The sequence below is a fragment of the Variovorax palleresanus genome (genome assembly GCF_051144945.1).
Lineage (GTDB): Bacteria > Pseudomonadota > Gammaproteobacteria > Burkholderiales > Burkholderiaceae_C > Variovorax > Variovorax paradoxus_S.
This window is the reverse complement of sequence record NZ_JBJNVP010000002.1, coordinates 2,095,071-2,117,191: the sequence shown is the minus strand read 5'-3', so window position 1 is coordinate 2,117,191 and position 22,121 is coordinate 2,095,071. Positions and strand designations below refer to the sequence as shown.

The window sequence follows — 22,121 nt, the reverse complement described above, 5'->3', positions numbered from 1 at the left end:
CCGGAACAGCATCCCCCTACACCCACTCGCGATGCCCCGCCGACTACGGCGGACCACGGGTGCGGTCAATCGAAGGGAGACGCGTATGGATGCCGTCAACACGCAGACATGGTTGGTCCTGGCGGTCGTCGTGATCCTTGCACTGGTCGCGCTGGCCGTGTACCTCTATCAACGAAAACGACAATCCCAGCAACTCGAGGAGCACTTCGGTTCGGAATACGGCCGCGTCGTCAATGAGCTTGGCGACCGCTCGAAGGCCGAGGCGGAACTCAAGAGGCGGCAGCAGCGAGTCGAAGGGCTGCGCATCGTTGCGCTGGCACCGGGCGAAGCCGCCAGATTCGGCGCGGCCTGGAACAGCCTGCAGGCCGAGTTCGTCGACAACCCCCAAGGGGCGGTGGCCCAGGCGGATGAACTGGTGCGCGAGCTGATGCTGAAGCGCGGCTATCCGATGGGCGACTTCGAGCGTCGGGCGGCCGACATCTCCGTCGACCATCCCGCCGTCGTGAGCAACTACCGCGCGGCACAGGACATCCGGGCGCGAAACCTGCGCGGCGAAGCCGACACGGAGGAATTGCGCAGGGCGGTGGTGCACTACCGGGCCCTGTTCGATGACCTGCTCGAAGTGAGAGAGGTCGAGCGGGAGAGGATGCCGGCAAGGCCGGTGGAGGCCCGATCATGAATCGCGAATCGACCCAGGCAGAGCGCGCCGTCGCGCCGGACGATCTGGAACGCCCCGCGCCAGCGCCCGTACCGGTGCCCGAGACGAAGGTGCCCGCCAGGGGCGAAGACGACGCGCTGGAGCCGCTTTTCACTCCCGACGCGGCGCGGAACTTCCGCGCCAGCTGGGATGCCCTCCAGATCGGCTTCGTCGATGATCCGAGGCAGGCGGTGCGCCAGGCCGACGACCTGGTGCGCCAAGTCCTGGAGGATCTGTCGCGAAGCTTTTCGAACGAACGCAGCACGCTCGACGGCGGAACGGACACGGCGGAGCAGCCATCGACGGAGAACCTGCGCCTGGCCTTGAGGCGCTATCGCTCCTTCTTCCAGCGCCTTCTGTCTCTTTAGCGGCATGCGCGTGGCGGGCACTTGGCCGTGCCCGTCGCCCTGAGCCGGCCCGCATCGGCGCGGGATCGTGACCGCTTTCGCCGGCTGCTCCACAATCCGGTTCATGACCGAGCACGAGTTCTCCAATCCCTACACCCACGGCTTCGCGCGCCTCGCCGTGGCGGTGCCGCGCAACCGCGTGGCCGATCCGGTATTCAACGTGGCCGAGACCATCCGCATGTACCGCGAGGCGGCGGCCGACGGCGCGGTGCTGGTCGCCTTTCCCGAGCTGGGACTCTCGGCCTATACCTGCGACGATCTGTTCCACCAGGCGGCGCTGCTCGATGCCTGCGAGCGCGCGCTGCTGGAAGTGGCCGCGGCCTCGCGGGACATCGGCGCCGTGGCTGTCGTGGGCCTGCCGCTGCGGGTGGACCACCGCCTCTTCAATTGCGCTGCGGTGGTCGCGGGCGGCCGCGTGCTGGGCGTGCTGCCGAAGACCTACCTGCCCAACTATGGCGAGTTCTATGAAGGCCGGCAGTTCAATGGCGCCGACACCGCGCTCTCGACCGAGGTCGAACTCGGCGGCGAGCGCGTGCCTTTCGGCGCCGAGCTCCTGTTCCAGTCGCGGCAGATGCCTCTCTTCAAGCTGCACGTGGAGATCTGCGAGGACGTGTGGGTGCCGATTCCACCCTCGAGCTACGCCGCGCTGGCCGGCGCGACGGTGCTGGTCAATCTCTCGGCCTCCAACATCACGATCGGCAAGGCGGACTACCGGCATCGGCTGGTCAGCCTGCAGTCGGCCCGCTGCCTCGCGGCCTATCTCTATTCGTCGGCCGGCATCGGCGAATCGACCACCGACCTGGCCTGGGACGGGCAGGCGCTGATCTGCGAGGGCGGCGACATGCTGGTCGAGAGCGAACGCTTCAGCAACCGCTCGCACGTCATCGCGGCCGACGTCGACCTGGAGCGCCTGTCGCGCGAACGCATGCGGCAGAACAGCTTCGGCACCTCGGTCCAGAAGCACAAGAGCGTGCTGGCGGGGTGGCGCACCGTCGAGTTCGATCTGGCGCCGCCGCGCCAGGTGCCGGGCGGTCTGCTGCGCACGGTGGAGCGCTTTCCCTACGTGCCCTCGGACCCGGCGCGGCGCGACGAGCGCTGCGGCGAGGTGTTCAACATCCAGGTGCAGTCGCTGGTGCAGCGGCTCGAAGCCAGCCACATCGACAAGCTGGTGATCGGCGTCTCTGGCGGGCTCGATTCGACGCACGCGCTCCTGGTCTGCGCGCAGGCCATGGACCGGCTCGGCCTGCCACGCGCCAACATCCTCGGCTTCACCATGCCGGGCTTCGCCACCAGCGGCCGCACCCTGGCGCAGGCGCACCGGCTCATGGCCAGCATCGGCTGCACGGCGCGCGAGATCGACATCCGCCCGAGCTGCCGCCAGATGCTGGAAGACCTCGGCCATCCGTTCGGCCAGGGCGTGCCGCAGTACGACATCACCTTCGAGAACGTGCAGGCCGGCGAGCGCACCAGCCACCTGTTCCGGCTCGCCAACCATCACAACGGCATCGTGGTCGGGACCGGCGACCTGAGCGAACTGGCGCTGGGCTGGTGCACCTACGGCGTCGGCGACCACATGTCGCACTACAACGTGAACGCGAGCGTACCCAAGACGCTGATCAAGCACCTAGTGCATTGGGTCGCGGCGACCGGGGTGCTGGGCGCCGACGGCAGCGCGGTGCTGCGCGACATCCTCCAGACCGAGGTCAGCCCCGAGCTGATTCCCGACGATGCAACGAAGGATGCCGCCGACGGGTCGTCGAAGCAGCCCGGCCAGCGGACCGAGGACGTGATCGGCCCCTACGAGCTGCAGGACTTCCATCTCTACTACACGTTGCGCTACGGCTTCAGGCCGACCAAGGTCGCCTTCCTTGCGCACGCGGCCTGGGGCGACCGCACGCGCGGACGCTGGCCCGAGGACGAGCTGCAGCCGGCGCGCAACGAGTACGCGCTGGCCGACATCAAGCGCCATCTGGGCACCTTTCTCTACCGCTTCTTCAAGATCAGCCAGTTCAAGCGCTCCTGCGTGCCGAACGCGCCCAAGGTCGGCTCGGGCGGTTCGCTGTCTCCGCGCGGCGACTGGCGCGCGCCGAGCGACTCGGAAGCGGAGGTCTGGCTCGAGGACCTGAAGCGCGTGCCGGAGCGCTGAGCGCAGGGCGGGCAGGGGGTCTGCTGGCCGATCGCCATATTCCGCCGATCCGGCTTGTGGGTTAGAAAGCGGCTGGCTTTCATTTCAGACCCGTCTCTGCTGGAGTACACGATGAAGACCCACATCCGCTTCGGGATCGCCGCCGCGACCTGCCTCCTGTTCGTTGCCGGCGCGGCGCGCGCGCTGGACTACCCGCCGCGCAAGCCGGGGCTCTGGGAGCTGTCGATCCAGTCGGAGGACGGCGCGTCCAAGACCCCCGCCATGCAGACCCAGCAGTGCATCGATGGCGCCACCGACAAGGCCATGCGCGAGATGGGCAGCAGCACCGGCCAGCAAGCCTGCTCCAAGCAGGACATGCGCACCGAGGGCGGCAGGATCGTGGTCGACTCGGTGTGCAAAATCGGCAACACCACCGCCACCACGCATTCGGTGATCACGGGCGACTTCGGCACCGGCTACCGCATGGAAAGCCGCTCCAGCTACAACCCGCCGATGATGGGGCGCAAGGAAGGCACGGCCATCGTCGAGGCCAAGTGGGTCGGGCCCTGCAAGGCCGGCCAGAAGCCGGGAGACATGATGATGTCGAACGGCATGAAGATGAACGTGCTGGAGATGACGGGCGGCGCAAGGAAGAAGTAGGCTCGCGCCGACAAGGCTTCGCGTCGGCCCGTCTGCGCGAAGAGCCGGGCGCCGGCCTACGATGTGCGCCATGCCCGACGACTTGGTCATCGCCCGCCCCGAAGGCCTCTATTGCCCGCCGGGCGATTTCTACATCGACCCCTGGCGCCCGGTGGCGCGCGCCGTCATCACGCATGCGCACTCGGATCACGCACGCATCGGCCATGCCCATTACCTGGCGCACACCGACAGCGCGGGCACGCTGCGCGTGCGCCTGGGCAGCGACATCGCATTGCAGACGCTCGGCTATGGCGAAGCCATCGAGCACCACGGCGTGCGCGTTTCGCTGCATCCGGCCGGCCACGTGCTGGGCTCGGCGCAGGTCCGGCTCGAGCACGGCGGGCGCGTGTGGGTCGCCTCGGGCGACTACAAGACAGAGCCGGACGGCACCTGCGCGCCCTTCGAGCCCGTGCCGTGCGACACCTTCATCACCGAATCGACCTTCGGCCTGCCGATCTACCGCTGGCCCACGCAGGCTGCGCTGTTCGCCGAGATCGACGCCTGGTGGCGCGGCAACGCGGAGGCCGGCCGCGCGTCGGTGCTGTTCTGCTATGCCTTCGGCAAGGCGCAACGCATCCTGCATGGCGTGGACGCTTCCATCGGGCCGATCGTGGTGCACGGCGCCGTCGAGCCGCTGAACGCGGTGTACCGCGCCGCGGGCGTGGCCTTGGCCGAAACATTGCGCGTGACCGACCCGGGTGTCGATGCCGCGCTGCTGAAGCGCGCGCTGGTGCTGGCGCCGCCCTCGGCCCAGGGAACGCCATGGATACGCCGCTTCGGCAACTACGCCGACGCTTTCGCGAGCGGGTGGATGCAGCTGCGCGGCACGCGCCGCCGGCGCGGTGTGGACCGCGGCTTCGTGATGTCCGACCACGCCGATTGGCCCGGCCTGCAGCAGGCCATTGCGGGCACGGGCGCCAGCCGGGTGTTCGTGACCCATGGCAGCGTGGCAGTGATGGTGCGCTGGCTCACCGAGAACGGATTGGAAGCGCAGGGCTTCAAGACCGAATACGGTGACGAAGATGACCAGGAAGCTCCCTCCCCTTCCGGGGGAGGGCCGGGGAGGGAGCAAGCAGCGCTCGATGCGGACGCTGGCGGCCCTCATCCCAGCCTTCCCCCGGGAGGGGAAGGAGCAAAGGCATGAAAGATTTCGCCGCGCTCTACCGCGAGCTCGATGCCAGCACATCGAGCCTTGCCAAGCAAGCCGCGCTGCAGCGCTACTTGCGCGAAGCCGACCCCGCCGATGCGGCGTGGGCCGTGTACTTCCTGGCCGGCGGCAAGCCGCGCCAGCTCGTGCCTACCAAGCTGCTGCGCCTGCTTGCGCAGGAAGCGGCGGGCCTTCCCGAATGGCTCTTCGACGAGAGCTACGAAGCGGTCGGCGACCTGGCCGAAACCATCGCGCTGCTGCTGCCCCCGCCCACCGAGGCGCACGAGCTCGGGCTGGCGCGCTGGGTCGACGAGCACCTGCTGCCGCTGCGCGAAGCCGGCAAGTCGGCGCCGGACGAACTGCCCGCACGGCTGCGTGCGCAGTGGCGCCAGCTCGCGGCCGAGGAGCGGCTGGTGTACTTCAAGCTCATCACCGGCGCCTTCCGCGTGGGCGTGTCGAAGCTGCAGGTCACGCAGGCGCTCGCGGCGGTGGGCGGGATCGATCCCAAGCGCGTGGCGCAGCGGCTCATGGGCTACACCCACATCGGCGGCCGGCCGCGCGCGGAAGACTATCGCGCGCTCATCGCGCCGGAGTCGGGTGCGGAGCAGGTGCAGAAGACCAGTGGACAGCCATATCCGTTCTTTCTTGCGCATGCGTTCAACCTGCCGCTCGAACAGTTCGATGCCGCGCTCGGTCCACCGGCCGACTGGATCGTCGAATGGAAGTGGGACGGCATCCGCGCGCAACTGGTGAAGCGCGCCGGCGCGGTCTGGCTGTGGTCGCGCGGCGAAGAGCTGGTGACCGAGCGCTTTCCGGAGCTTGCCGTGCTGGGCGAGGCGCTGCCCGACGGCACGGTGCTCGACGGCGAAATTGCCGTCTGGCGCGAAGACAGGGTGCAGCCCTTTGCGGAGCTGCAGAAGCGCATCGGACGCAAGGCGCTGGGCGCCAAGCTGCTGCGCGAGATCCCGGTGGTGCTGCTGGCGTACGACATTCTCGAATGGGAAGGGCGCGACCTGCGCGCGCTGCCGCAGTCGGAGCGCCGGCTGCTGCTCGACGAACTCGTCACGCGCGCGCAGCATCCGTCGCTGCTGCCCAGCCCGATGCTCACGGGCATCGCGTGGAGCGATCTTGCGCGCCAGCGCGAAGCGGCCCGCAGCATGGGCGTGGAGGGAATGATGCTCAAGCGCCGCGACGCGCAGTACGGCGTGGGCCGCACCAAGGACGTGGGCGTGTGGTGGAAGTGGAAGATCGATCCGCTCAGCATCGACGCGGTGCTGATCTATGCGCAGCGCGGCCACGGCCGGCGCGCGAGCCTTTACAGCGACTACACCTTCGCGGTCTGGGACGGTCCGCCCGAGCAGGACGACCGCAAGCTCGTGCCCTTTGCCAAGGCCTATTCGGGCCTGACCGATGCCGAGATGGCGCGCGTGGATGCCATCGTCCGCAAGACCACGGTCGAGAGCTTCGGCCCGGTGCGCAGCGTGGAGCCCACGCTGGTGTTCGAGCTCGGCTTCGAGGGCATCGCGCGCAGCGCGCGCCACAAGAGCGGCATCGCGGTGCGCTTTCCACGCATGCTGCGCTGGCGCGAGGACAAGCCGGTGACAGAGGCCGATACCTTGCAGACGCTGGCCGCGCTGCTGCCGTCATGACCGACCCCATGGACCCCGCATTTCTCCCTCCCCTCCCGGGGGAGGGCCGGGGTGGGGGCAAGCGGCGTATCAACGATCAGCCGTCCCTCGAAGGCCGCGCGCCCCCATCCCAGCCTTTCCCCGGAAGGGGAAGGAGCAAGACAGCAGTCAAGGCGGCGCTCGATGTGTGGTTCGCGGCGCGCGGCTGGAAGCCCTTCAAATTCCAGCGCGAGGTATGGAAAGCCATCGCCGAAGGAAAGTCCGGCCTCCTGCATGCCACCACCGGCGCGGGCAAGACCTATGCGGTGTGGCTGGGCGCGCTGCAGGTCTTCTCGCAGGCCCGGAAAGAAACCGCGCGGCCCGCTGCCCCACCGCTCACCGTGCTGTGGCTCACCCCCATGCGCGCGCTCGCGGCCGACACGCTGCGCGCGTTGAAGCAGCCGCTCGAAGCCCTGGGCGCCGAGGTGCATCCCTGGAGCGCCGGCGCGCGCAGCGGCGACACCTCGTCGGCCGAGCGCGCCGCGCAGAACGAGCGCCTGCCGACCGTGCTCGTCACCACGCCCGAGAGCCTGTCGCTGCTGCTTGCGCGCGCCGATGCGAGCCAGGTGCTGGGCCGCGTGAAGATGGTGGTGGTCGACGAGTGGCACGAGCTGCTCGGCAACAAGCGCGGCGTGCAGGTTCAGCTGGCGCTTGCGCGGCTCAGGCGCTGGAACCCGGGGCTCGCGGTCTGGGGCATGTCGGCCACGCTGGGCAACCTGCACGAGGCCATGCACGCCTTGCTCGGCGATGAAGAGGGCGTGCTGGTGCAGGGCCAGGTGCCCAAGAAGCTGGTGGTCGATTCGCTGCTGCCCGGCCGCGCCGAGCGCTTTCCGTGGGGCGGTCACCTGGGCCTCACGATGCTGCCGCAGGTGCTCGACGAGATTGCCGCCAGCAGCACCACGCTGGTGTTCACCAACACGCGCTCGCAATCGGAGATCTGGTACCAGGCGATGCTCGAGGCGCGGCCCGAATGGGCCGGAATCATCGCGCTGCACCACGGCTCGCTCGACCGCGCTGTGCGCGAGTGGGTCGAGCTTGGCCTCAAGAACGGCGAGCTCAAGGCGGTGGTCTGCACCTCGAGCCTGGACCTGGGCGTGGACTTCCTTCCGGTGGAGCGCGTGCTGCAGATCGGCTCGCCCAAGGGCGTAGCGCGGCTGCTGCAGCGCGCGGGCCGTTCGGGCCATGCGCCGGGCCGGCCATCGCGCGTCACGCTCGTGCCCACGCACAGCATCGAGATGGTCGAAGGCGCCGCGGCGCGTGCGGCCATCGCTGCCGGGCACATCGAAGCGCGCCACTCGCCGGCGCAGCCGCTCGACGTGCTGGTGCAGCATCTCGTGACGGTGGCGCTCGGCGGCGGCTTCATGCCCGACGACCTGTATGCGGAAGTGCGCGGCACCGCTGCGTATGCAGAGCTGTCGCGGGAGAGCTGGGAGTGGTGCCTGGCCTTCGTCTCGCAGGGCGGGCCTTCGCTCGCCGCCTACCCGGACTACCGCCGCGCCGTGCCCGATGCGGAGGGCGTCTGGCGCGTGCCGGATGCGCGGCTCGCGCGGCGCCACCGCATGAACATCGGCACCATCGTGAGCGACGCCAGCATGGCGGTGCAGTACATGGGAGGAACGAAGATCGGCAGCGTCGAAGAGGGCTTTGTGGCGCGCATGAAACCCGGCGACTGCTTTCTGTTCGGCGGTCGGCTGCTCGAACTCGTGCGCATCCACGACATGACCGCCTGGGTGCGGCGCGCCACCGGCAAGCGCGCCGCGGTGCCGCGCTGGAACGGCGGGCGCATGCCGCTGTCGACCACGTTGGCCGATGCGGTGGTGCAGCAGCTCGCACTCGCCGGCGAGGGGCGCTTCGAATCACCCGAGTTGCAGTGCGTGCGGCCCCTGCTCGAGATCCAGCAGCAATGGTCGGCCCTGCCCACGCCGCAAACCCTGCTGGCCGAAACGCTCACCACGCGCGAAGGCTCGCATCTGTTTCTCTATCCCTTTGCGGGGCGGCACGTGCACCTGGGGCTTGCCAGCCTCCTGGCCTGGCGCGTGGCGCAGCACGAGGCGCGCACCTTTTCCATCGCGGTGAACGACTACGGATTCGAGCTGCTCAGCGCCCTGCCGGTCGACTGGCCTTTGCTGCTGCCGCAGGTGCTGCGCCTGCCCGAAGGCGAGGATGCGCATGCGCAGTTGCTGCACGAGGTGCTGGCTTCTCTCAACGCGGGCGAACTCGCGCAGCGCCGCTTTCGCGAGATTGCGCGCGTCTCGGGCCTGATCTTCCAGGGCTACCCCGGCGAGAAGCGCAGCAGCAGGCAGCTGCAAGCCTCGTCGTCGCTGTTCTGGGAGGTGTTCCGCAAGTACGACCCATCGAACAAGCTGCTGCTGCAGGCCGAGCAGGAGCTGCTCGCACAAGAACTCGAAATCGGCCGCCTGCGCGCGAGCCTTGAGCGCATGGCCACTCAGCAGTTGGTGCTGAAGACGCTCGAGCGGCCCACGCCGTTTTCGTTTCCGCTCATGGTCGAGCTGTTCCGCGAAAAGCTGTCGAACGAGAACGTGGCCGACCGCATTGCGCGCATGGTCGAGCAGCTCGAAAAAGCCGCGGGGGGCGTGGTCACCGCTGGCGGGGTCGAACGCGTGAAGAGCACGCTGGCGTTCGGACAGGAAGGGCCGGGCAAGCCGCCGGCCGCACCGCGACGGGAGCGCAGGCCGCCATCACGGCGGTCACGGCCCCTGCCGCCGCTGTGACGCGCCCCGCTCAGCCAGCGCCGTGCGACTTGACCCAGCGCACGATGTCCGCCGCGCCCATGGCCCCGGCCTGCCGCGCCACTTCGCGCCCACCGCGAAACAGCGCCAGCGTCGGAATGCTGCGGATGTTGAAGCGCGCGCCCAGGTTGGGCACGGCTTCGGTGTCGACCTTGGCCAGCCGCACACTCGGTTCGAGCTGGGCCGCTGCCTGTTCGTAGGCCGGCGCCATCTGGCGGCAGGGGCCGCACCAGGGCGCCCAGAAGTCCACCAGCACCGGGATCTCGTTGCGCGCGATGTGGCGGTCGAAGGTCGCTTCGTCCGGCAGCGCGGTCGAATGACCGGTGAACAGCGGCCGGTGGCAACTGCCGCAGTCGGGCGCGCTGCCCAGCTGCGCCGCGCGCACGCGGTTGGTCGTGTGGCAGTGCGGACAGACGATGTGCAGCGGAGGCGATTCGTTCATACCGAAGAACTGGGGTCCGAGGGGTGAATTGCAAGACGGCCGCCCGCCCACACGTCTTTTGCGACACTCGTTGCCCGTGACCTCGTCGCACCTTCTTCCCGCATCGGCGCTCCCGGTCCACTGGGCCGGCGAGCTGCTGCATCTGCTGCCCGAGCACGCCATCTGGTGGCCTGCCGGGCGCGTGCTGTTCATTGCCGACCTGCACATCGGCAAGGCCGCGACCTACCGCGCGCTGGGCCAGCCGGTGCCGGGCGGCACCACGCAGCAGAACCTCGCCCGGCTCGATGCGCTGATCGAGGAGCGCGCGCCGCAGCGCATCGTGTTTCTCGGCGACTTTTTGCATGCGGCGCAGGCACGCACGCCCCAGGTGCTGGCCGCGCTGGCCGCCTGGCGCGCCGCGCATGCGTCCATCGGCATGACGCTGGTGCGGGGCAACCACGACAGCCGCGCAGGCGATCCGCCCGCCGCGCTCGGCATCGACGTGGTCGACGAGCCGCATCTGCTCGGCCCTTTTGCCTGTTGCCACCATCCGCAGACGCATGCCACGCATTTCGTGCTCGCCGGGCACCTGCATCCGGTGTGCAGGCTGCACGGCCCGGGGCGCGACAGCGTGCGGCTGCCGTGTTTCGTGAGCGATGCGCAGCAGGCCGTGCTGCCAGCCTTTGGTGAGTTCACCGGCGGGTGGCTGATGGAGCGGGCGCCGGGGAGGCGCTTCTATGCGGTGGGCGGCAAGACCGTGTGGGCCCTGCCCGCATCGGACTGAAGGCGTGGCTCCTTCCCCCTTTGGGGGAAGGCTGGGATGGGGGCAGGCAGAGCGTGCCCCGTGTCAACGCCGCTTGCCCCCACCCCAACCCTCCCCCAGTGGGGGAGGGAGAAAGTCAAAGAACGACGGGCGCGTCCGGCAGCTCGTTGGTGTCGGGCTGGTTCTCCGCCAGCGGAAAGTGCGCCACCAGCAAGGCCGACATTTCTTCCAGCGCCTGCGTGAGCCCGTCCTCGAAGCGGCCTTCGCGGAATGCCGCGCCCATGCGCTGCGCCATGGCGGCCCATTCGGCGTCGTCCACGTGCGCGTCGATGCCGCGGTCGGCCACGATCTCGATTGCGTGCTCGGCCAGCAGCAGGTAGATGAGCACGCCGTTGTTGTGCTGGGTGTCCCACACGCGCAGCTTGCCGAACAGCGTCACGGCACGCTCGCGCGCCGAAGCATTCCGCCGCAGATAGGACCAGGGCAGGCCCGCCTCCACGCAGATGCGGATCTCGCCGCTGTGGCGCCGCTCGCTCGCGCCGACGCGCGCCGCCAGGCGTTCCATGGCGGCATCGGGCAGCACTCGCCGGACATCGGCCTCGTCCATCCACTGGTGGCGCCAGATGCGGCCGAGCTTCGAGAAGAGCGATGCCATGCCTACCAATCCCCCGAGGCGCCGCCGCCCCCGAAATCGCCGCCGCCGCCGGAGCTGAAGCCACCGCCTCCGCTGCTGCTGCCGCCGCTGCTCCAGCCACCACCGCCACCACCCCAGCCTCCGAAGCCGCCGCCACCACCGCCGCGGCGCCCGGCACCCGCCGTGGCCGCGGCAGAAAACAGCGACACCACGAGCGCCGCAAAGCCCGCCAGCACCGCGATGACCACGCTCGTCGTGAGGAAGAAGGCCACCACGCCGATGCCGCCGCCCATGACGACCGAGCCCAGCTTCTTGCCGACAATCGAGCGCACGATCGGCGCTGCGATGAAGACGCCGACGAACAGGAAGATCGCCAGGTTCTCCCAGTCGATGCCGTCACTGGAACCCTCGCTGCTGCTGTCGCCGGCAGGCGCAGGCAGCGCCTCGCCATCGACCAGCCCGATGAGCCGGGCCACTGCCGCGTTCAGTCCGCCCGCGAAGTCGTTGTTGCGAAAGCGCGGCTTCATCTCCTCGTCGATGATGCGGATGGCGGCGAGGTCGGGCACCGCGCCTTCGAGTGTCTTGGCCACCTCGATGCGCATCTTGCGATCGTTCTTGGCCACGATCACCAGGATGCCGTCGCCGACCTCCTTGCGTCCGATCTTCCAGGCATTGCCTACGCGGTTGGCATAGCTTGCAATGTCTTCGGGCTGCGTGGTGGCCACCATCAGCACCACGATCTGCGAGCCCTTGCGCTGCTCGAAAGCGGCCAGCTTGGCTTCGAGGTCGGTGCGCTCCGATTCGCCCAGGGTTTGCGTCTGGTCGATCACCCGTGCCGTGAGCGTGGGTACCGGCAGCAGGCCCTGCGCCCAAGCGGTGGCCGCAAGGCCGGCCCACGCGGCCGCCGCCAGCAGCACGGCGGCCAGCGCACGGCGAATCAGGGCAAGTGCCATCGGGCGGGTGTCTTACTTCTTGGGTGTGCTGAAGTCGACCGTGGGAGGCGTCGAGATCTGCGCTTCGTTCTGCACCGAGAAGTTGGGCTTGGGCTCGTAGCTGAAGATCTTGGCGGTGATGTTGGTCGGGAAGCTGCGCGCCAGCACGTTGTACTTCTGCACGGTCTCGATGTAGCGGTTGCGCGCCACGGTGATGCGGTTCTCGGTGCCTTCGAGCGTCACGCGCAGGTCACGGAAAGCCTGGTTGGCCTTCAGCTCCGGATAGCGCTCCGCCACCACCATGAGCCGCGACAGCGCAGAGGAAAGCTCGCCCTGCGCCTGCTGGAACTTGTTGAAGGCTTCGGGGTTGTTGAGCGTCTCGGGCGTCACCTGGATCGAGGTGGCCTTGGCGCGCGCCTCGATCACCTTGGTGAGCGTGTCCTGCTCGAAACTCGCTTCGCCCTTCACGGTGGCCACGATGTTGGGCACCAGGTCTGCGCGCCGCTGGTATTGGTTGAGCACCTCGCTCCAGGCCGACTTGCTGGCCTCGTCGAGCGACTGGAAATCGTTGTAGCCGCATCCGCTCAGGGACAGGGCCGCAGCAAGAATCAGGAACCAGCGTTTCACGATCGACATTTGCATTACCTCCGCAGAATTGCCGGAAGGTAGCATAGATGGCTCCATGGCCATCGATCCACTTCAAGCCCTGCAGGCTGCCAATCGCCCGGGCGTGCCCGTGGCCGTTGCCACCGCCGGCACGCTGCTCATTGCCGGCGCGACCGGCGCCTTGGGGCAGGAGCTGCTGCGCCGGCTCGCGGGGAGCCACCGCTATGCCCATGCGCGCGTGCTGTCGCGCGAACCCATTCGCGACGGAATGCGCGGCGTCGAAAGCTATCTGAGTTCCGGCCTGCCGATCGCGCAATGGCCACTGACCTCGGCCGACACCGCGGTGATCGCCTTCGACCCACCGCGGATGTACCACGACCGCGAGCGCGCGCTGTGGGTGCCGGAGCCTTCAGACCTGCCCGAACTCTCGCGCTGGCTGCGCGCCTGCGGTGTGCAAACGCTGGCCATCGTGCAGCCGCACGATCAGGGCAAGCTGCCCGAGGCGCTCAAGCGCGGCCTCGCGAGCCTCGACGAGCAGGCGGTGGTTGCCAACGGCTTCGACCGGGTGATCCTCGTGCGTTCGGCGCGCAAGCCCCTGAACGCGAAGTTCGCCAACCCCGCCGAACGGCTCGCGGCCTGGATGCTGTCGGTCGTGCGCTTCATGGTGCCGAGCAGCGAGCAGCCGGTGCGCGCTTCCAAGGTGGCCGAGCTGGTCGACGTGGCGCTGCGCATCGCGCCGCCGGGCGTGCACGTGGCCGCGCCCGAGCTGGTGTGGGAGTCCGCGCAGGGCGACGTGCACGCCGTGGCCCGGCGCTGGCTGGGTCTGGCCGGCTGACCGGTCAACCGCGCCAGTGGCGCAACAGTTCGGTCGAATCGACCACCAGCCCGAGGTGCAGCGACACCATCGCGAGCGCCGCGCTTTCCAGGTGCGCGTCGGTGCCGCGCACCAGGTCCCGCAGCACGATCAAGCGGTAGTTGTGGTTGTTGGCGTCGAAGGCCGTGTTGAGCACGCAGCAGTCGGTGAAGCCGCCATTGAGCACCACCGTCTCGATGCGCTGGTTGCGCAGCAGAAAGTCGAGGTCGGTCGGATAGAAGGCCGACAGCCGGCGCTTGGTCTCCACGCGCATGTCACCGGGCGCCACGCGCGTCACCCACTCGGTCCAGCGCGAGCCTTCGATGGCATGCGCATCGGCGTTCAGAATCGCGCCCACGTGCAGCGGAAAGGTGCGGCGCCATGCGGACGGAATGCCTTGGACGTCGTCCACGCCGCCAGGCCGCAGCACCGATTTGACGTGCACGATGCGAATGCCCAGCGCGCGCGCCGAATCATGAAAGCTGTCGATGGGCGCCACCACGTCGCGCGCCCGCGGCGCGGGGCACGGGCAGTCGGGGCTGTCGTCCAGATGGCCGCGGTGGTGGCCGGGTTCAGGTAGTCGGCGAACTGCGCCGCGTCGAGCTCGCGCTCTTCGTCGTAGACCCAGGCCTTCATCGCCGTTCCTCCCGCACATAGGGCTGGCCGAGTGCGCCGGGCTCGTCGTCTCCGCCGCGCCGGCCCAGTGCGACCCAGACCATCACGCCGAGCGTCACGGCATACGGCGTCATCATCACGAAGTACTGCGGCAGCTGCACGCCGGCCGCGGCCAATTGCGGAATCAGCGCCTCGATGCAGCCGAACAGCAGCGCCCCCACCAGCGCCTTCCACGGCGACCAGCGCGCGAAGATCACCAGCCCCACGGCGATCCAGCCGCGCCCGCCGGTCATGCCGGCGATCCAGAGCTTGGTGCTGACCACCGAGATGTACGCGCCGGCCAGGCCCACCAGCGCCGCGCCCGCGAGCACCGCGGCAAGCCGCCACATGGCAACGCGGAGGCCGGCGGCATCGGCAGCCTGCGGGTTCTCGCCCACCGCGCGCAGCCGCAGCCCGGCCGAGGTGCGCGAGAAGAACCAGGCCACCGCAACGAAGATCGGCAGCGTGAGCCACACCATGGCGTTCTGCTCGAACAGCCGGCCCACGCCGGGCAGCAGCGACAGCGGCCACAGCGCCATGCCGCCGATGCCTTCGGTGGCGTGGTTGGTCCATTCGGCCAGCGAGCCGACGAGCGCCGTGAGGCCCTGGCAGAAGAACACCAGCGCGAGCCCCGCGATCACCTGGTTCACGCGCAGCCAGATCACCATCACCGCGAACAGCAGCGAGACCGCGCTGGCCGCGAGCATGGCCAGCACCAGCGACACGGCCGGCTGCCCGAGCGCCAGCTGTGCGCCGATGCCGGCCAGCGCACCGACGAGCATCAGCCCTTCGGCGCCGAGGGAGAGCACGCCCGCGCGCTCGCTGATGATGAGCCCGAGCGCGGCAAGCGCATAGGGCACCGCAAAATCTGGCGTGCTCGCGAGCCAGTTGAGTGCAATAGCGCTGCTCACTGCGCCGCCTCCCCGCCCACGCGGCGCAGCCGGTGGCGAATGAAGAAATCGCTCGACGCCACGCACACCACGATGATGGCCTGGATCAGCTGCACCATCGAGAACGGCACCTGGTAGAACACCTGCAGGCTGCGGCCGGTGACGAACAAGGCCGCCACCAGCAGCGCCACCACGGTGGCCGCGAGCGGGTTGTTGCGCGCGAGAAAGGCAATCAGGATGCCCGAGAAGCCATAGCCCTGGTAGAAGGCCTGCGTGAGCCGCCCTTCCTGGCCCGAGGCCACCGCAAAGCCCGCCAGCCCGGCCATCGCGCCCGACAGCAGCACGGCGCCATAGATGGTGCGGCGCACCGGCACGCCGTTGGCATGCGCCACGCGCGGATTGGCATCGACGAAGCGCAGGTACAGCCCGGCGCGGCTCACGCCCACCAGCCACCACGCGAAAAGCGCCACCACGGCCGCCAGCACGATCGCGCTGCTCACGCCGGCGCCCAGTTCGGGCAGCCGCTCGAAGGCGCGGAACTGCGGCGAATAGGGAAAGTTGTCCTTCGGGTCCTTCCAGCCGCCATAGACCAGGTGCAGCAGGAAGTTGGCCGCCATGTAGTTGAGCATCAGCGTGGAGATGATCTCGTTCACGCCGAGCCTGATCTTCAGCCACGCCGGCCCCAGCACCCAGACGAGCCCGCAGCCGATGGCGGCCGCGAACATCAGCGGCAGGCGCAGCGGTTCGGGCCCGATCTGCCAGATCGAGACGGCCGTGGCGCCGATGGCGCCCCAGATCATCTGGCCCTCGAGCCCCAGGTTCCAGAAGCGCGCGCGAAACGCCAGCGAGCCGGCCAGGCCGACAAGGATCATCGGCGCGGCCTGGAACAGCACGGCGCGAAAGTTCTGGCCGTCGAAGAAAGTCTGCATCACGAACTCGTTGGCGAGCTCGTCCGCGGGCACGCCGGCCGCCACCAGGATGGCGGCGGATATCGCAAGCCCGACCAGGAGAGCCGCTGCAAGGATCAGCGCCTGCCGCCGCCATGCCATGTGCTGGCGGATCTCGAGCGCATAGCGCCGGCCTGCCAGCGGTTGGCGCCGCGCCCGGTGCGCGGCCTCCGGACTGGTTTGCGCCGCCTCGGCAATGGCCGCGAGCGATGCGTCAGCCATGGTCCACCATCGCCTGTCCGATGGCTTGCCGGTCGGCGGGCTGCGCAAACTCGCCGGCAATGCGGCCGCGCGTCATCACGCCCAGGCGGTCGGCGAGTTGCAGTACCTCGTCGAGGTCTTCGCTGATCAGCAGCACGGCGGCACCGCCATCGCGCGCGGCGCGCAGACGCGCATGCACCTCGGCGCTCGCACGCACGTCGAGCCCGCGGCTCGGGCTGTGCGCCAGCACCAGCGAGGGCGACTTGCCGAACTCGCGCGCGAGCACCAGTTTTTGCGCGTTGCCGCCGGAGAGCAGCGCGGCCTTCTGCGCCACCGAGCGCACCCCCAGCACATCGAAGGCGCGCACCGCTTCCCGCGTGTCGTCCTGGATGCGGCCGCGCCGCAGATGCCAGGCGGGACCGTAGCGCCCCGTGTGCACGCGCCCTATGGCGTAGTTCTCAGCCACCGAAAGGCTGCCCGCGAGCGCCAACCCGTAGCGGTCGGCCGGAATCGCGGCAATGCCCACGTTGCGGCGCTCCGGCGCGCCCATGGCCTTGAGATCGCCATGGCCTTCGAGATGGATCTCGCCTTCGAGCGCGCCGCCGGCATCGGGCAGGCCCATGATGGCGCCGGCCAGTTCGCCCTGGCCGTTGCCGCCGACACCGGCCAGCCCGTAGATTTCGCCGGCATGCAGTTGGAGGTCGACACCGTCGAGCACGCGGCGGCCCTGGGCCGACGCCGCCGAGCGCAGGCCGCGCACCGTGAGCCGCACCGGGCCGCGCGGCGACGTCGCCGCTTGGAAGCCCTGCGTCGCGATGGATTCGCCGACCGTGAGCTTTACCAGCTCGGCCACCGGCGTGGCGCCCGGCTCCAGAGTGGCCACCGTGCGGCCGCCGCGCATCACCGTCACGCGGTCGGCGTACGTCTTCACGTCGGCCATCTTGTGCGTGACCAGCACCACGGCGGAACCGGCGCGTGCGAGCCCCCGCACCGTCCGCAGGAGGCGCGCGGCCTCCTGGTCGGTGAGCACCGCAGTGGGCTCGTCCAGAATCAGGATGCGCGCACCCGCAAGCAGCACCTTGAGAATCTCGACACGCTGCTGCTCGGCAATCGAGAGCGCATCGACGCGTTTGGCGGGATCGATCTCGAAGCCCAGTTCCGAGGCCTTGTTGCGGATGTCGCGCGAGATCTCGCGCAAGCGTTCCCCGTGGCTTTGAAACTCCGCAGGCGCCGGCGCGGTGAGCAAGATGTTCTCTGCCACCGTGAAAGGCCGCACCAGCTTGAAATGCTGGTGGACCATGCCGATGCGGTGCCGGGCCGCATCGGCCGGTCCGGCAAAGCGCACCACGTTGTCGTCGACCAGCAGCTGGCCGGCCTCCGGCGCATAGAGCCCGGCTGCGATGTTCATGAGCGAGGACTTGCCCGCGCCGTTCTCGCCGAGCAGCGCATGCACTTCGCCCCAGCGCGCTTCGAAGTGCGCGTCGGTCAGCGCCGCAAAGCCGTCGAAGGACTTGCGGATGCCGGTGAGCTCGAGCGCGTTGGACACTGCCTGCCTGCCTGCACTTACTTCTGCGTGACCACGCCCTTGACGAACCAGTCCATCTTCCAGAGGTCGGCGTCCGACAGCACCGCGCCCTTGGCCACGCGCTCCTTGCCGTCGCGGTCGGCGAGCGGGCCGGCGTAGACCTGCTTGCCCTTCATGATGGCGTCGCGCTCGGCCGTGATCTGTGCGGCCTTGTCCTTGGGCACCGCCGGGCCGAAGCCCGCGATGTCGGTGCCGCCGTCCTTCATCTCGATGAAGGCGCCATAAGGCGCGGGCTTCCAGTTGCCGGCCATGATCTTCTTGAGCTCGGGCGTCAGGAAGCGGTCCCACACCCACACCGACGAGCACAGCGTGGCCTTGGGCGCGAACTGGCGCAGGTCGCGGTGGTGGCCGGTGCCGTACACGCCGCGCTCCTGCGCCACGATCTGCGGCGTGGGCGAGTCGACGTGCTGGCCGATCACGTCGGCGCCCTGGTCGATCAGCGCGGCGGCGGCGGCGCGTTCCTTCACGGGATCGTTCCACGCCCCGGTATAGATCACGTTGACCGTGGCGTTGGGGTTCATCTTCTGCGCGCCCAGCGCAAAGGCGTTGATGGTCCAGTTCACGACGCCGAAGGGGTTGGCCGCGACGAAGCCGAGCTTGCCGGTCTTGGAGGCCGCGCCCGCGGCCATGCCGCAGAGGTACTGGCTCTCGTAGGTGCGGCCGTAGAACGATTCGAGGTTGCTGCCGTTGGTAGTGCCCGAGCCGTTGAGAAAAGCCACGCCGGGGTACTTGGCGGCCAGGTCCTTGAAGCTGTCGGAATAGCCGAAGGCCGTGCCGATCACGATGTTGGCGCCGCGCTGGATGAACTTCTCGGCTGCCGGCTTGATGGCCGAGGCGTCTTCGGGCACGTTCTCGACAAACTGGATCTTCTGGCCGATTTCCTTCTCGACCTTTGCCCGTGCCTCGTCGAAGGCCTGCGTCCAGCCGCCGTCGTTCTTCGGGCCGAAATAGAGCATCGCGATCTTCGGCTTGTCCTTCAGCGTGAAGCCGTCGGCCGCCATGGCGGGCAGCGCGAACGTCGCGCCGCCGGCTGCGAGCGACAGTGCAAGGCCGAAGGTGAAGCCGTGAGTGGGATTGCGCAGCATGGAGCGACCTTTCGTGAGGAGCGTGTCAAGGAAGAAAGAAGGAGGGGCGGGCCACCGCGTGCCGTCACATCATGAAGTTGATGCGGAACACGTTGCCCTCGGGATCGAGCAGCACCGACTGGTACCAGTTGTAGTAGGTGACGTAGGGCGGCTTCACCAGCGTGGCGCCGGCCTCGAGCGCGACCGGCACCATGCGGTCCACGTCGTCCTTGCTGTCGACGTCGATATTCAGCAGGAACTTCACGCCTCGCGTGTCGGAGAACTCGGCCAGGTGCAGCAGCTCGTAGGCCTCGAGCGCGTTGAAGCCGAGGCTCGACTTGCCGGTGTCGAGTCCGCGAAAGATCGGCGATCGGATCGCCTCGATCTCGGCGAAGCCGAACACGTGCTGGTAGAAGCCGCTGAGCGCAACCACGTCTTTTGCAAAGACGTTGACGTAAGACAGATGCGCCATGCTCAGGCCACGGCCTTGGTGCCGCCGAAGGTGGTCTGCTTGACGAACTTCGACGTGAGGTGGTCGCCCGATGAAATGGGCGCGTACTTCGGCTCTTCGCCCGGCGCGAGGCAGCTTGGCAGGCACTCGACCATCGCGTCGTAGTTGGGCTGGTGAAAGAACACCAGAGACTGCCGGCGGTTGGTGCTTGCCACGTCAAAGGGTGGGTTGACCACGCGGTGCAGCGTGGACACCCACTGGTCGTTGGTCCACTGCATCATCAGGTCGGCAATGTTGACCACCAGTCCGCCTTCCACCTGCGGCACGTCGACCCACTGGCCCGCCTTGTTGAACACCTGCAGGCCCTTGTCGTCGGGCAGCACGATGGTGAGGCTGCCGTAGTCGCTGTGCGCGCCGGCGCGCAGTTGTCCCGGCAGCGGCGCTTCGCGCTGCGGCGGATAGCTCAGCACGCGGAACATGCTGATGTGCCTGTCGATCTTGTCGTCGAAGAACGGCTCGTCGAGCGAAAGGCCGAGCGCGAAGATGCGCATCAGCGAGCGCGAGAGATCGCTCATGGCCTCGAAGTAGCTCTCGTACGCCTCGCGGAATCCGCCGATGGGCGGCCAGCTGTTGGGCTCGAAGTGCGGGCCAGCGGCGGGTCCGCGGTGGTAGTCGTCGTCCGGCACGTTCGAAGGGCCGATCGAAAACGATTCCTTCAGGTCGCCGGGCGCGGCTTCTTCGAGGCTGTAGGAAAGGCCTTCTTCGCCGACAGCGCTGTAGCCGCGCACGGCATCCTGGCGCGGCCGATCGACCTTGCGCTTCTCGGCCAGTGGCATGTCGAAGAACGCACGCGAGAGCTGCGACACGCGCGCGATCAGCTCGGCCGGAATGCCGTGGTTCGTGATGACGAGGAAGCCGATGCTGCGGCAAGCCTCGTCGACCTTTGCCGCGACCTCGGCCTTGCCTTCGGGCGTGCCGGCAAAGTAGGGCGCGAGATCGATGATGGGTACGGACAGGAGCGTCATGTGTCGGTCGTCCTCGTGCTTGGCATGCCTTTCGCCATGCAACGTCTGTGCCAGTTGGACCAAATGGACAAAACGCATTTACCGCGTCAGCATGGTGCGCGCGCAGGGGCTTCAAAGGTTGGCTTGGCGCGTCGCGATGCACCGCGGCCTTACAGTGGTGCGCGTTGAAAGAAGAGTCCGCAATCGAGAAGCGAGGGAAGATGCCGAAGACCAAGGCGCTGGCCGCAGCCAGCAGCACAAAGAAGACCAGCCCGGCGCGCAAGCGCGCAAAACCGGCGGTGCGCAGCGCGTCCGCGGTGAGCCGCAGGCTGCGCCAGATCGAGGACAAGCGCAGCGCCATCCTCGGCGCCGCGCTGGGCTTGTTCTCGCGCTTCGGATTGCACGGCACGTCGATCGACCAGGTGGCGGCGCGCGCCGACGTGTCCAAGAGCAACCTGCTCTATTACTTTGCGAACAAGGAGGAGCTGTACGTCAGCGTGCTGCGCGACCTGCTCGAACTGTGGCTCGAGCCGCTGCGCGGATTCAGTGCCGAGCAAGACCCGCGCGAAGCCATCGGCAGCTACATCCGCCGCAAGCTCGTGATCTCGCGCGACCGGCCGGATGCATCACGATTGTTCTGCCTCGAAATGATCCAGGGCGCGCCGCTCCTGCGCGACGAACTCGATCGCGAATTGCGCACGCTGGTGGAGCGAAAGTCGGAGGTCATCCGTTCATGGATCGAGGCCGGCAAGCTCGCGCCGGTCGATCCGCATCATTTGATCTTCGCGCTCTGGGCCATCACGCAGCACTATGCGGATTTCGGCGTGCAGGTGCAGGCGCTGACGGGGCATACGCTGGAAGATGCGGCGTTCTTCGAGCAGACGGTGGAGAACGTGCAGCGGATCGTGCTGCAGGGGATTGCGCCGCGTTAGGAATTACTCCCTCTCCCTCTGGGAGAGGGCTGGGGTGAGGGTCAGCGGCGCTTAGAGATTCGCCGAGATTGCGAAGGCCGCTGCCCTCACCCTAACCCTCTCCCAGAGGGAGAGGGGACAAGGCAAGGGAGAGGGAACAAGACCAGCTCAGTGCGGCGGCGTTGCTATCTCGTGATAGCGCCGATCGAAATAAATCAAACTCTGCGCCGCACCGCCGATCGCAATCGCCACCGCTTCGCAGAACAGCACGTCGTGCGTGCCCGCACTGGTGGCGCGCACCACGCGGCAGTCGAACGAGGCCGCCGCGTCTTCGAGCACCGGCGAGCCGGTGGCCTTGCGGCTCCAGCGGCCGGCGGCAAAGCGCTCGTCCATCGGCGTCTTGCCGCCGAACAGGCCCGAGAGCGACTGGTGGCCTGCCGCCAGCACGTTCACGCAGAGCACGCCGTTGGCCGTGAACGCGGGGTACACCGAGGCCGAACGGTTCAGGCACACCAGCAGCATCGGCGGCTCGTCGGTCACGCTGCACACGGCCGAGGCCGTGAAGCCGGCGCGGCCGGCCGGGCCGTCGGTGGTGATGATGTTGACGGCGGCACCCAGCCGCGCCATGGCATTGCGGTAGTCGGCCTTGGGCAGCACGTGCGGCGCGCCGCCTGGCGCGACGTTGTTGGAAGCCATTGCGTTCAGCAGCATGA

22 protein-coding genes are annotated in these 22,121 nt (G+C 68.6%); 10 read left to right on the top strand and 12 right to left on the bottom strand.

What is annotated here, in order from left to right; genetic code table 11:
• Positions 1-85 precede the first annotated feature (85 nt).
• From ACJ7Z0_RS13785 to ACJ7Z0_RS13755, 7 genes are all read left to right on the top strand, one after another.
• Positions 86-679, top strand: coding sequence for a hypothetical protein (locus tag ACJ7Z0_RS13785; RefSeq protein WP_434790302.1), 594 nt, complete (start codon positions 86-88; stop codon positions 677-679).
• Positions 676-1,065, top strand: a complete 390-nt coding sequence (locus ACJ7Z0_RS13780) for a hypothetical protein (RefSeq protein ID WP_434790301.1) — start codon at positions 676-678, stop codon at positions 1,063-1,065. Before ACJ7Z0_RS13785 ends, ACJ7Z0_RS13780 begins: the two co-directional genes overlap by 4 nt.
• A gap of 103 nt (positions 1,066-1,168) precedes the next feature.
• A complete protein-coding gene (locus ACJ7Z0_RS13775) occupies positions 1,169-3,250 on the top strand; it encodes an NAD(+) synthase (protein WP_434790300.1) in 2,082 nt (693 codons plus the stop codon).
• A gap of 111 nt (positions 3,251-3,361) precedes the next feature.
• The gene (locus ACJ7Z0_RS13770; protein ID WP_434790299.1) at positions 3,362-3,889 is read left to right on the top strand and encodes a DUF3617 domain-containing protein; all 528 of its coding nucleotides are present in this window, start codon (positions 3,362-3,364) and stop codon (positions 3,887-3,889) included.
• Between the two features lie 70 nt (positions 3,890-3,959).
• Positions 3,960-5,072 (top strand): ligase-associated DNA damage response exonuclease, encoded by a 1,113-nt coding sequence (locus ACJ7Z0_RS13765; protein ID WP_434790298.1) that lies wholly within the window; start codon positions 3,960-3,962, stop codon positions 5,070-5,072.
• The gene (locus tag ACJ7Z0_RS13760) at positions 5,069-6,724 is read left to right on the top strand and encodes an ATP-dependent DNA ligase (RefSeq protein WP_434790297.1); all 1,656 of its coding nucleotides are present in this window, start codon (positions 5,069-5,071) and stop codon (positions 6,722-6,724) included. The genes ACJ7Z0_RS13765 and ACJ7Z0_RS13760 overlap by 4 nt, the downstream gene beginning before the upstream one ends.
• Positions 6,721-9,474: a ligase-associated DNA damage response DEXH box helicase gene (locus ACJ7Z0_RS13755; protein ID WP_434790296.1), complete on the top strand. Its 2,754-nt coding sequence runs from the start codon at positions 6,721-6,723 to the stop codon at positions 9,472-9,474. Before ACJ7Z0_RS13760 ends, ACJ7Z0_RS13755 begins: the two co-directional genes overlap by 4 nt.
• Positions 9,475-9,484: 10 nt before the next feature.
• On the opposite strand, the gene trxC is transcribed toward ACJ7Z0_RS13755, so the two are convergent.
• Complete coding sequence (trxC, locus tag ACJ7Z0_RS13750) at positions 9,485-9,934, bottom strand: thioredoxin TrxC (protein ID WP_434790295.1); 450 nt, start codon at positions 9,932-9,934, stop codon at positions 9,485-9,487.
• A 76-nt stretch (positions 9,935-10,010) separates the two neighbouring features.
• Between trxC and pdeM the strand changes: the two genes are divergently transcribed.
• Positions 10,011-10,697, top strand: a complete 687-nt coding sequence (pdeM, locus tag ACJ7Z0_RS13745) for a ligase-associated DNA damage response endonuclease PdeM (RefSeq protein WP_434790294.1) — start codon at positions 10,011-10,013, stop codon at positions 10,695-10,697.
• Between the two features lie 115 nt (positions 10,698-10,812).
• Here pdeM and ACJ7Z0_RS13740 read toward each other — a convergent pair whose 3' ends face one another.
• The 3 genes from ACJ7Z0_RS13740 to ACJ7Z0_RS13730 are packed head-to-tail and all read right to left on the bottom strand — an operon-like array spanning position 10,813 to position 12,878.
• Positions 10,813-11,331, bottom strand: a complete 519-nt coding sequence (locus ACJ7Z0_RS13740) for a TPM domain-containing protein (protein WP_434790293.1) — start codon at positions 11,329-11,331, stop codon at positions 10,813-10,815.
• A 2-nt stretch (positions 11,332-11,333) separates the two neighbouring features.
• Entirely contained in the window at positions 11,334-12,263 is a 930-nt protein-coding gene (locus ACJ7Z0_RS13735) for a TPM domain-containing protein (RefSeq protein ID WP_434790292.1), read from the bottom strand.
• A 12-nt stretch (positions 12,264-12,275) separates the two neighbouring features.
• A complete protein-coding gene (locus ACJ7Z0_RS13730; RefSeq protein ID WP_093017398.1) occupies positions 12,276-12,878 on the bottom strand; it encodes a LemA family protein in 603 nt (200 codons plus the stop codon).
• A 46-nt stretch (positions 12,879-12,924) separates the two neighbouring features.
• On the opposite strand from ACJ7Z0_RS13730, the gene ACJ7Z0_RS13725 reads away from it, so the two are divergent.
• The gene (locus tag ACJ7Z0_RS13725) at positions 12,925-13,683 is read left to right on the top strand and encodes a hypothetical protein (RefSeq protein WP_434790291.1); all 759 of its coding nucleotides are present in this window, start codon (positions 12,925-12,927) and stop codon (positions 13,681-13,683) included.
• A 4-nt stretch (positions 13,684-13,687) separates the two neighbouring features.
• On the opposite strand, the gene ACJ7Z0_RS13720 is transcribed toward ACJ7Z0_RS13725, so the two are convergent.
• The 7 genes from ACJ7Z0_RS13720 to ACJ7Z0_RS13690 all read right to left on the bottom strand — a co-directional run bounded on the left by ACJ7Z0_RS13720 (position 13,688) and on the right by ACJ7Z0_RS13690 (position 20,518).
• Positions 13,688-14,203: a cysteine hydrolase family protein gene (locus ACJ7Z0_RS13720; protein ID WP_434790290.1), complete on the bottom strand. Its 516-nt coding sequence runs from the start codon at positions 14,201-14,203 to the stop codon at positions 13,688-13,690.
• A 130-nt stretch (positions 14,204-14,333) separates the two neighbouring features.
• The gene (locus tag ACJ7Z0_RS13715; RefSeq protein WP_434790289.1) at positions 14,334-15,266 is read right to left on the bottom strand and encodes an ABC transporter permease; all 933 of its coding nucleotides are present in this window, start codon (positions 15,264-15,266) and stop codon (positions 14,334-14,336) included.
• Positions 15,263-16,414 carry an ABC transporter permease gene (locus ACJ7Z0_RS13710; RefSeq protein ID WP_434790288.1) on the bottom strand — a complete coding sequence of 384 codons (1,152 nt, stop codon included), beginning with the start codon at positions 16,412-16,414 and terminating at the stop codon, positions 15,263-15,265. The genes ACJ7Z0_RS13715 and ACJ7Z0_RS13710 overlap by 4 nt, the downstream gene beginning before the upstream one ends.
• The gene (locus ACJ7Z0_RS13705) at positions 16,407-17,939 is read right to left on the bottom strand and encodes an ABC transporter ATP-binding protein (RefSeq protein ID WP_434790287.1); all 1,533 of its coding nucleotides are present in this window, start codon (positions 17,937-17,939) and stop codon (positions 16,407-16,409) included. The genes ACJ7Z0_RS13710 and ACJ7Z0_RS13705 overlap by 8 nt, the downstream gene beginning before the upstream one ends.
• 17 nt (positions 17,940-17,956) lie before the next feature.
• Positions 17,957-19,063 carry a BMP family ABC transporter substrate-binding protein gene (locus tag ACJ7Z0_RS13700; protein WP_434790286.1) on the bottom strand — a complete coding sequence of 369 codons (1,107 nt, stop codon included), beginning with the start codon at positions 19,061-19,063 and terminating at the stop codon, positions 17,957-17,959.
• Between the two features lie 64 nt (positions 19,064-19,127).
• Complete coding sequence (locus tag ACJ7Z0_RS13695) at positions 19,128-19,514, bottom strand: VOC family protein (protein ID WP_434790285.1); 387 nt, start codon at positions 19,512-19,514, stop codon at positions 19,128-19,130.
• Between the two features lie 2 nt (positions 19,515-19,516).
• Positions 19,517-20,518 carry an isopenicillin N synthase family dioxygenase gene (locus ACJ7Z0_RS13690; RefSeq protein WP_434790284.1) on the bottom strand — a complete coding sequence of 334 codons (1,002 nt, stop codon included), beginning with the start codon at positions 20,516-20,518 and terminating at the stop codon, positions 19,517-19,519.
• Positions 20,519-20,718: 200 nt separating this feature from the next.
• Between ACJ7Z0_RS13690 and rutR the strand changes: the two genes are divergently transcribed.
• Positions 20,719-21,429: an HTH-type transcriptional regulator RutR gene (gene rutR, locus ACJ7Z0_RS13685; RefSeq protein ID WP_434790283.1), complete on the top strand. Its 711-nt coding sequence runs from the start codon at positions 20,719-20,721 to the stop codon at positions 21,427-21,429.
• Between the two features lie 147 nt (positions 21,430-21,576).
• Here rutR and rutF read toward each other — a convergent pair whose 3' ends face one another.
• Positions 21,577-22,119 carry an NADH-dependent FMN reductase RutF gene (gene rutF / locus ACJ7Z0_RS13680; RefSeq protein ID WP_434790282.1) on the bottom strand — a complete coding sequence of 181 codons (543 nt, stop codon included), beginning with the start codon at positions 22,117-22,119 and terminating at the stop codon, positions 21,577-21,579.
• Positions 22,120-22,121 lie beyond the last annotated feature (2 nt).

Excerpts from the sequence above, each read along its gene's own strand:
- ACJ7Z0_RS13785 (WP_434790302.1), top strand. The coding sequence starts at position 86 with ATGGATGCCGTCAACACGCAGACATGGTTGGTCCTGGCGGTCGTCGTG.
- ACJ7Z0_RS13780 (WP_434790301.1), top strand. The coding sequence starts at position 676 with ATGAATCGCGAATCGACCCAGGCAGAGCGCGCCGTCGCGCCGGACGAT.
- ACJ7Z0_RS13760 (WP_434790297.1), top strand. The coding sequence starts at position 5,069 with ATGAAAGATTTCGCCGCGCTCTACCGCGAGCTCGATGCCAGCACATCG.
- ACJ7Z0_RS13725 (WP_434790291.1), top strand. The coding sequence starts at position 12,925 with ATGGCCATCGATCCACTTCAAGCCCTGCAGGCTGCCAATCGCCCGGGC.
- ACJ7Z0_RS13735 (WP_434790292.1), bottom strand. The coding sequence starts at position 12,263 with ATGGCACTTGCCCTGATTCGCCGTGCGCTGGCCGCCGTGCTGCTGGCG.
- ACJ7Z0_RS13755 (WP_434790296.1), top strand. The coding sequence starts at position 6,721 with ATGACCGACCCCATGGACCCCGCATTTCTCCCTCCCCTCCCGGGGGAG.
- ACJ7Z0_RS13770 (WP_434790299.1), top strand. The coding sequence starts at position 3,362 with ATGAAGACCCACATCCGCTTCGGGATCGCCGCCGCGACCTGCCTCCTG.
- rutR (WP_434790283.1), top strand. The coding sequence starts at position 20,719 with ATGCCGAAGACCAAGGCGCTGGCCGCAGCCAGCAGCACAAAGAAGACC.
- trxC (WP_434790295.1), bottom strand. The coding sequence starts at position 9,934 with ATGAACGAATCGCCTCCGCTGCACATCGTCTGTCCGCACTGCCACACG.
- ACJ7Z0_RS13710 (WP_434790288.1), bottom strand. The coding sequence starts at position 16,414 with ATGGCTGACGCATCGCTCGCGGCCATTGCCGAGGCGGCGCAAACCAGT.
- ACJ7Z0_RS13740 (WP_434790293.1), bottom strand. The coding sequence starts at position 11,331 with ATGGCATCGCTCTTCTCGAAGCTCGGCCGCATCTGGCGCCACCAGTGG.
- rutF (WP_434790282.1), bottom strand. The coding sequence starts at position 22,119 with ATGCTGCTGAACGCAATGGCTTCCAACAACGTCGCGCCAGGCGGCGCG.
- ACJ7Z0_RS13730 (WP_093017398.1), bottom strand. The coding sequence starts at position 12,878 with ATGTCGATCGTGAAACGCTGGTTCCTGATTCTTGCTGCGGCCCTGTCC.
- ACJ7Z0_RS13775 (WP_434790300.1), top strand. The coding sequence starts at position 1,169 with ATGACCGAGCACGAGTTCTCCAATCCCTACACCCACGGCTTCGCGCGC.
- ACJ7Z0_RS13765 (WP_434790298.1), top strand. The coding sequence starts at position 3,960 with ATGCCCGACGACTTGGTCATCGCCCGCCCCGAAGGCCTCTATTGCCCG.
- ACJ7Z0_RS13700 (WP_434790286.1), bottom strand. The coding sequence starts at position 19,063 with ATGCTGCGCAATCCCACTCACGGCTTCACCTTCGGCCTTGCACTGTCG.
- ACJ7Z0_RS13690 (WP_434790284.1), bottom strand. The coding sequence starts at position 20,518 with ATGACGCTCCTGTCCGTACCCATCATCGATCTCGCGCCCTACTTTGCC.
- ACJ7Z0_RS13695 (WP_434790285.1), bottom strand. The coding sequence starts at position 19,514 with ATGGCGCATCTGTCTTACGTCAACGTCTTTGCAAAAGACGTGGTTGCG.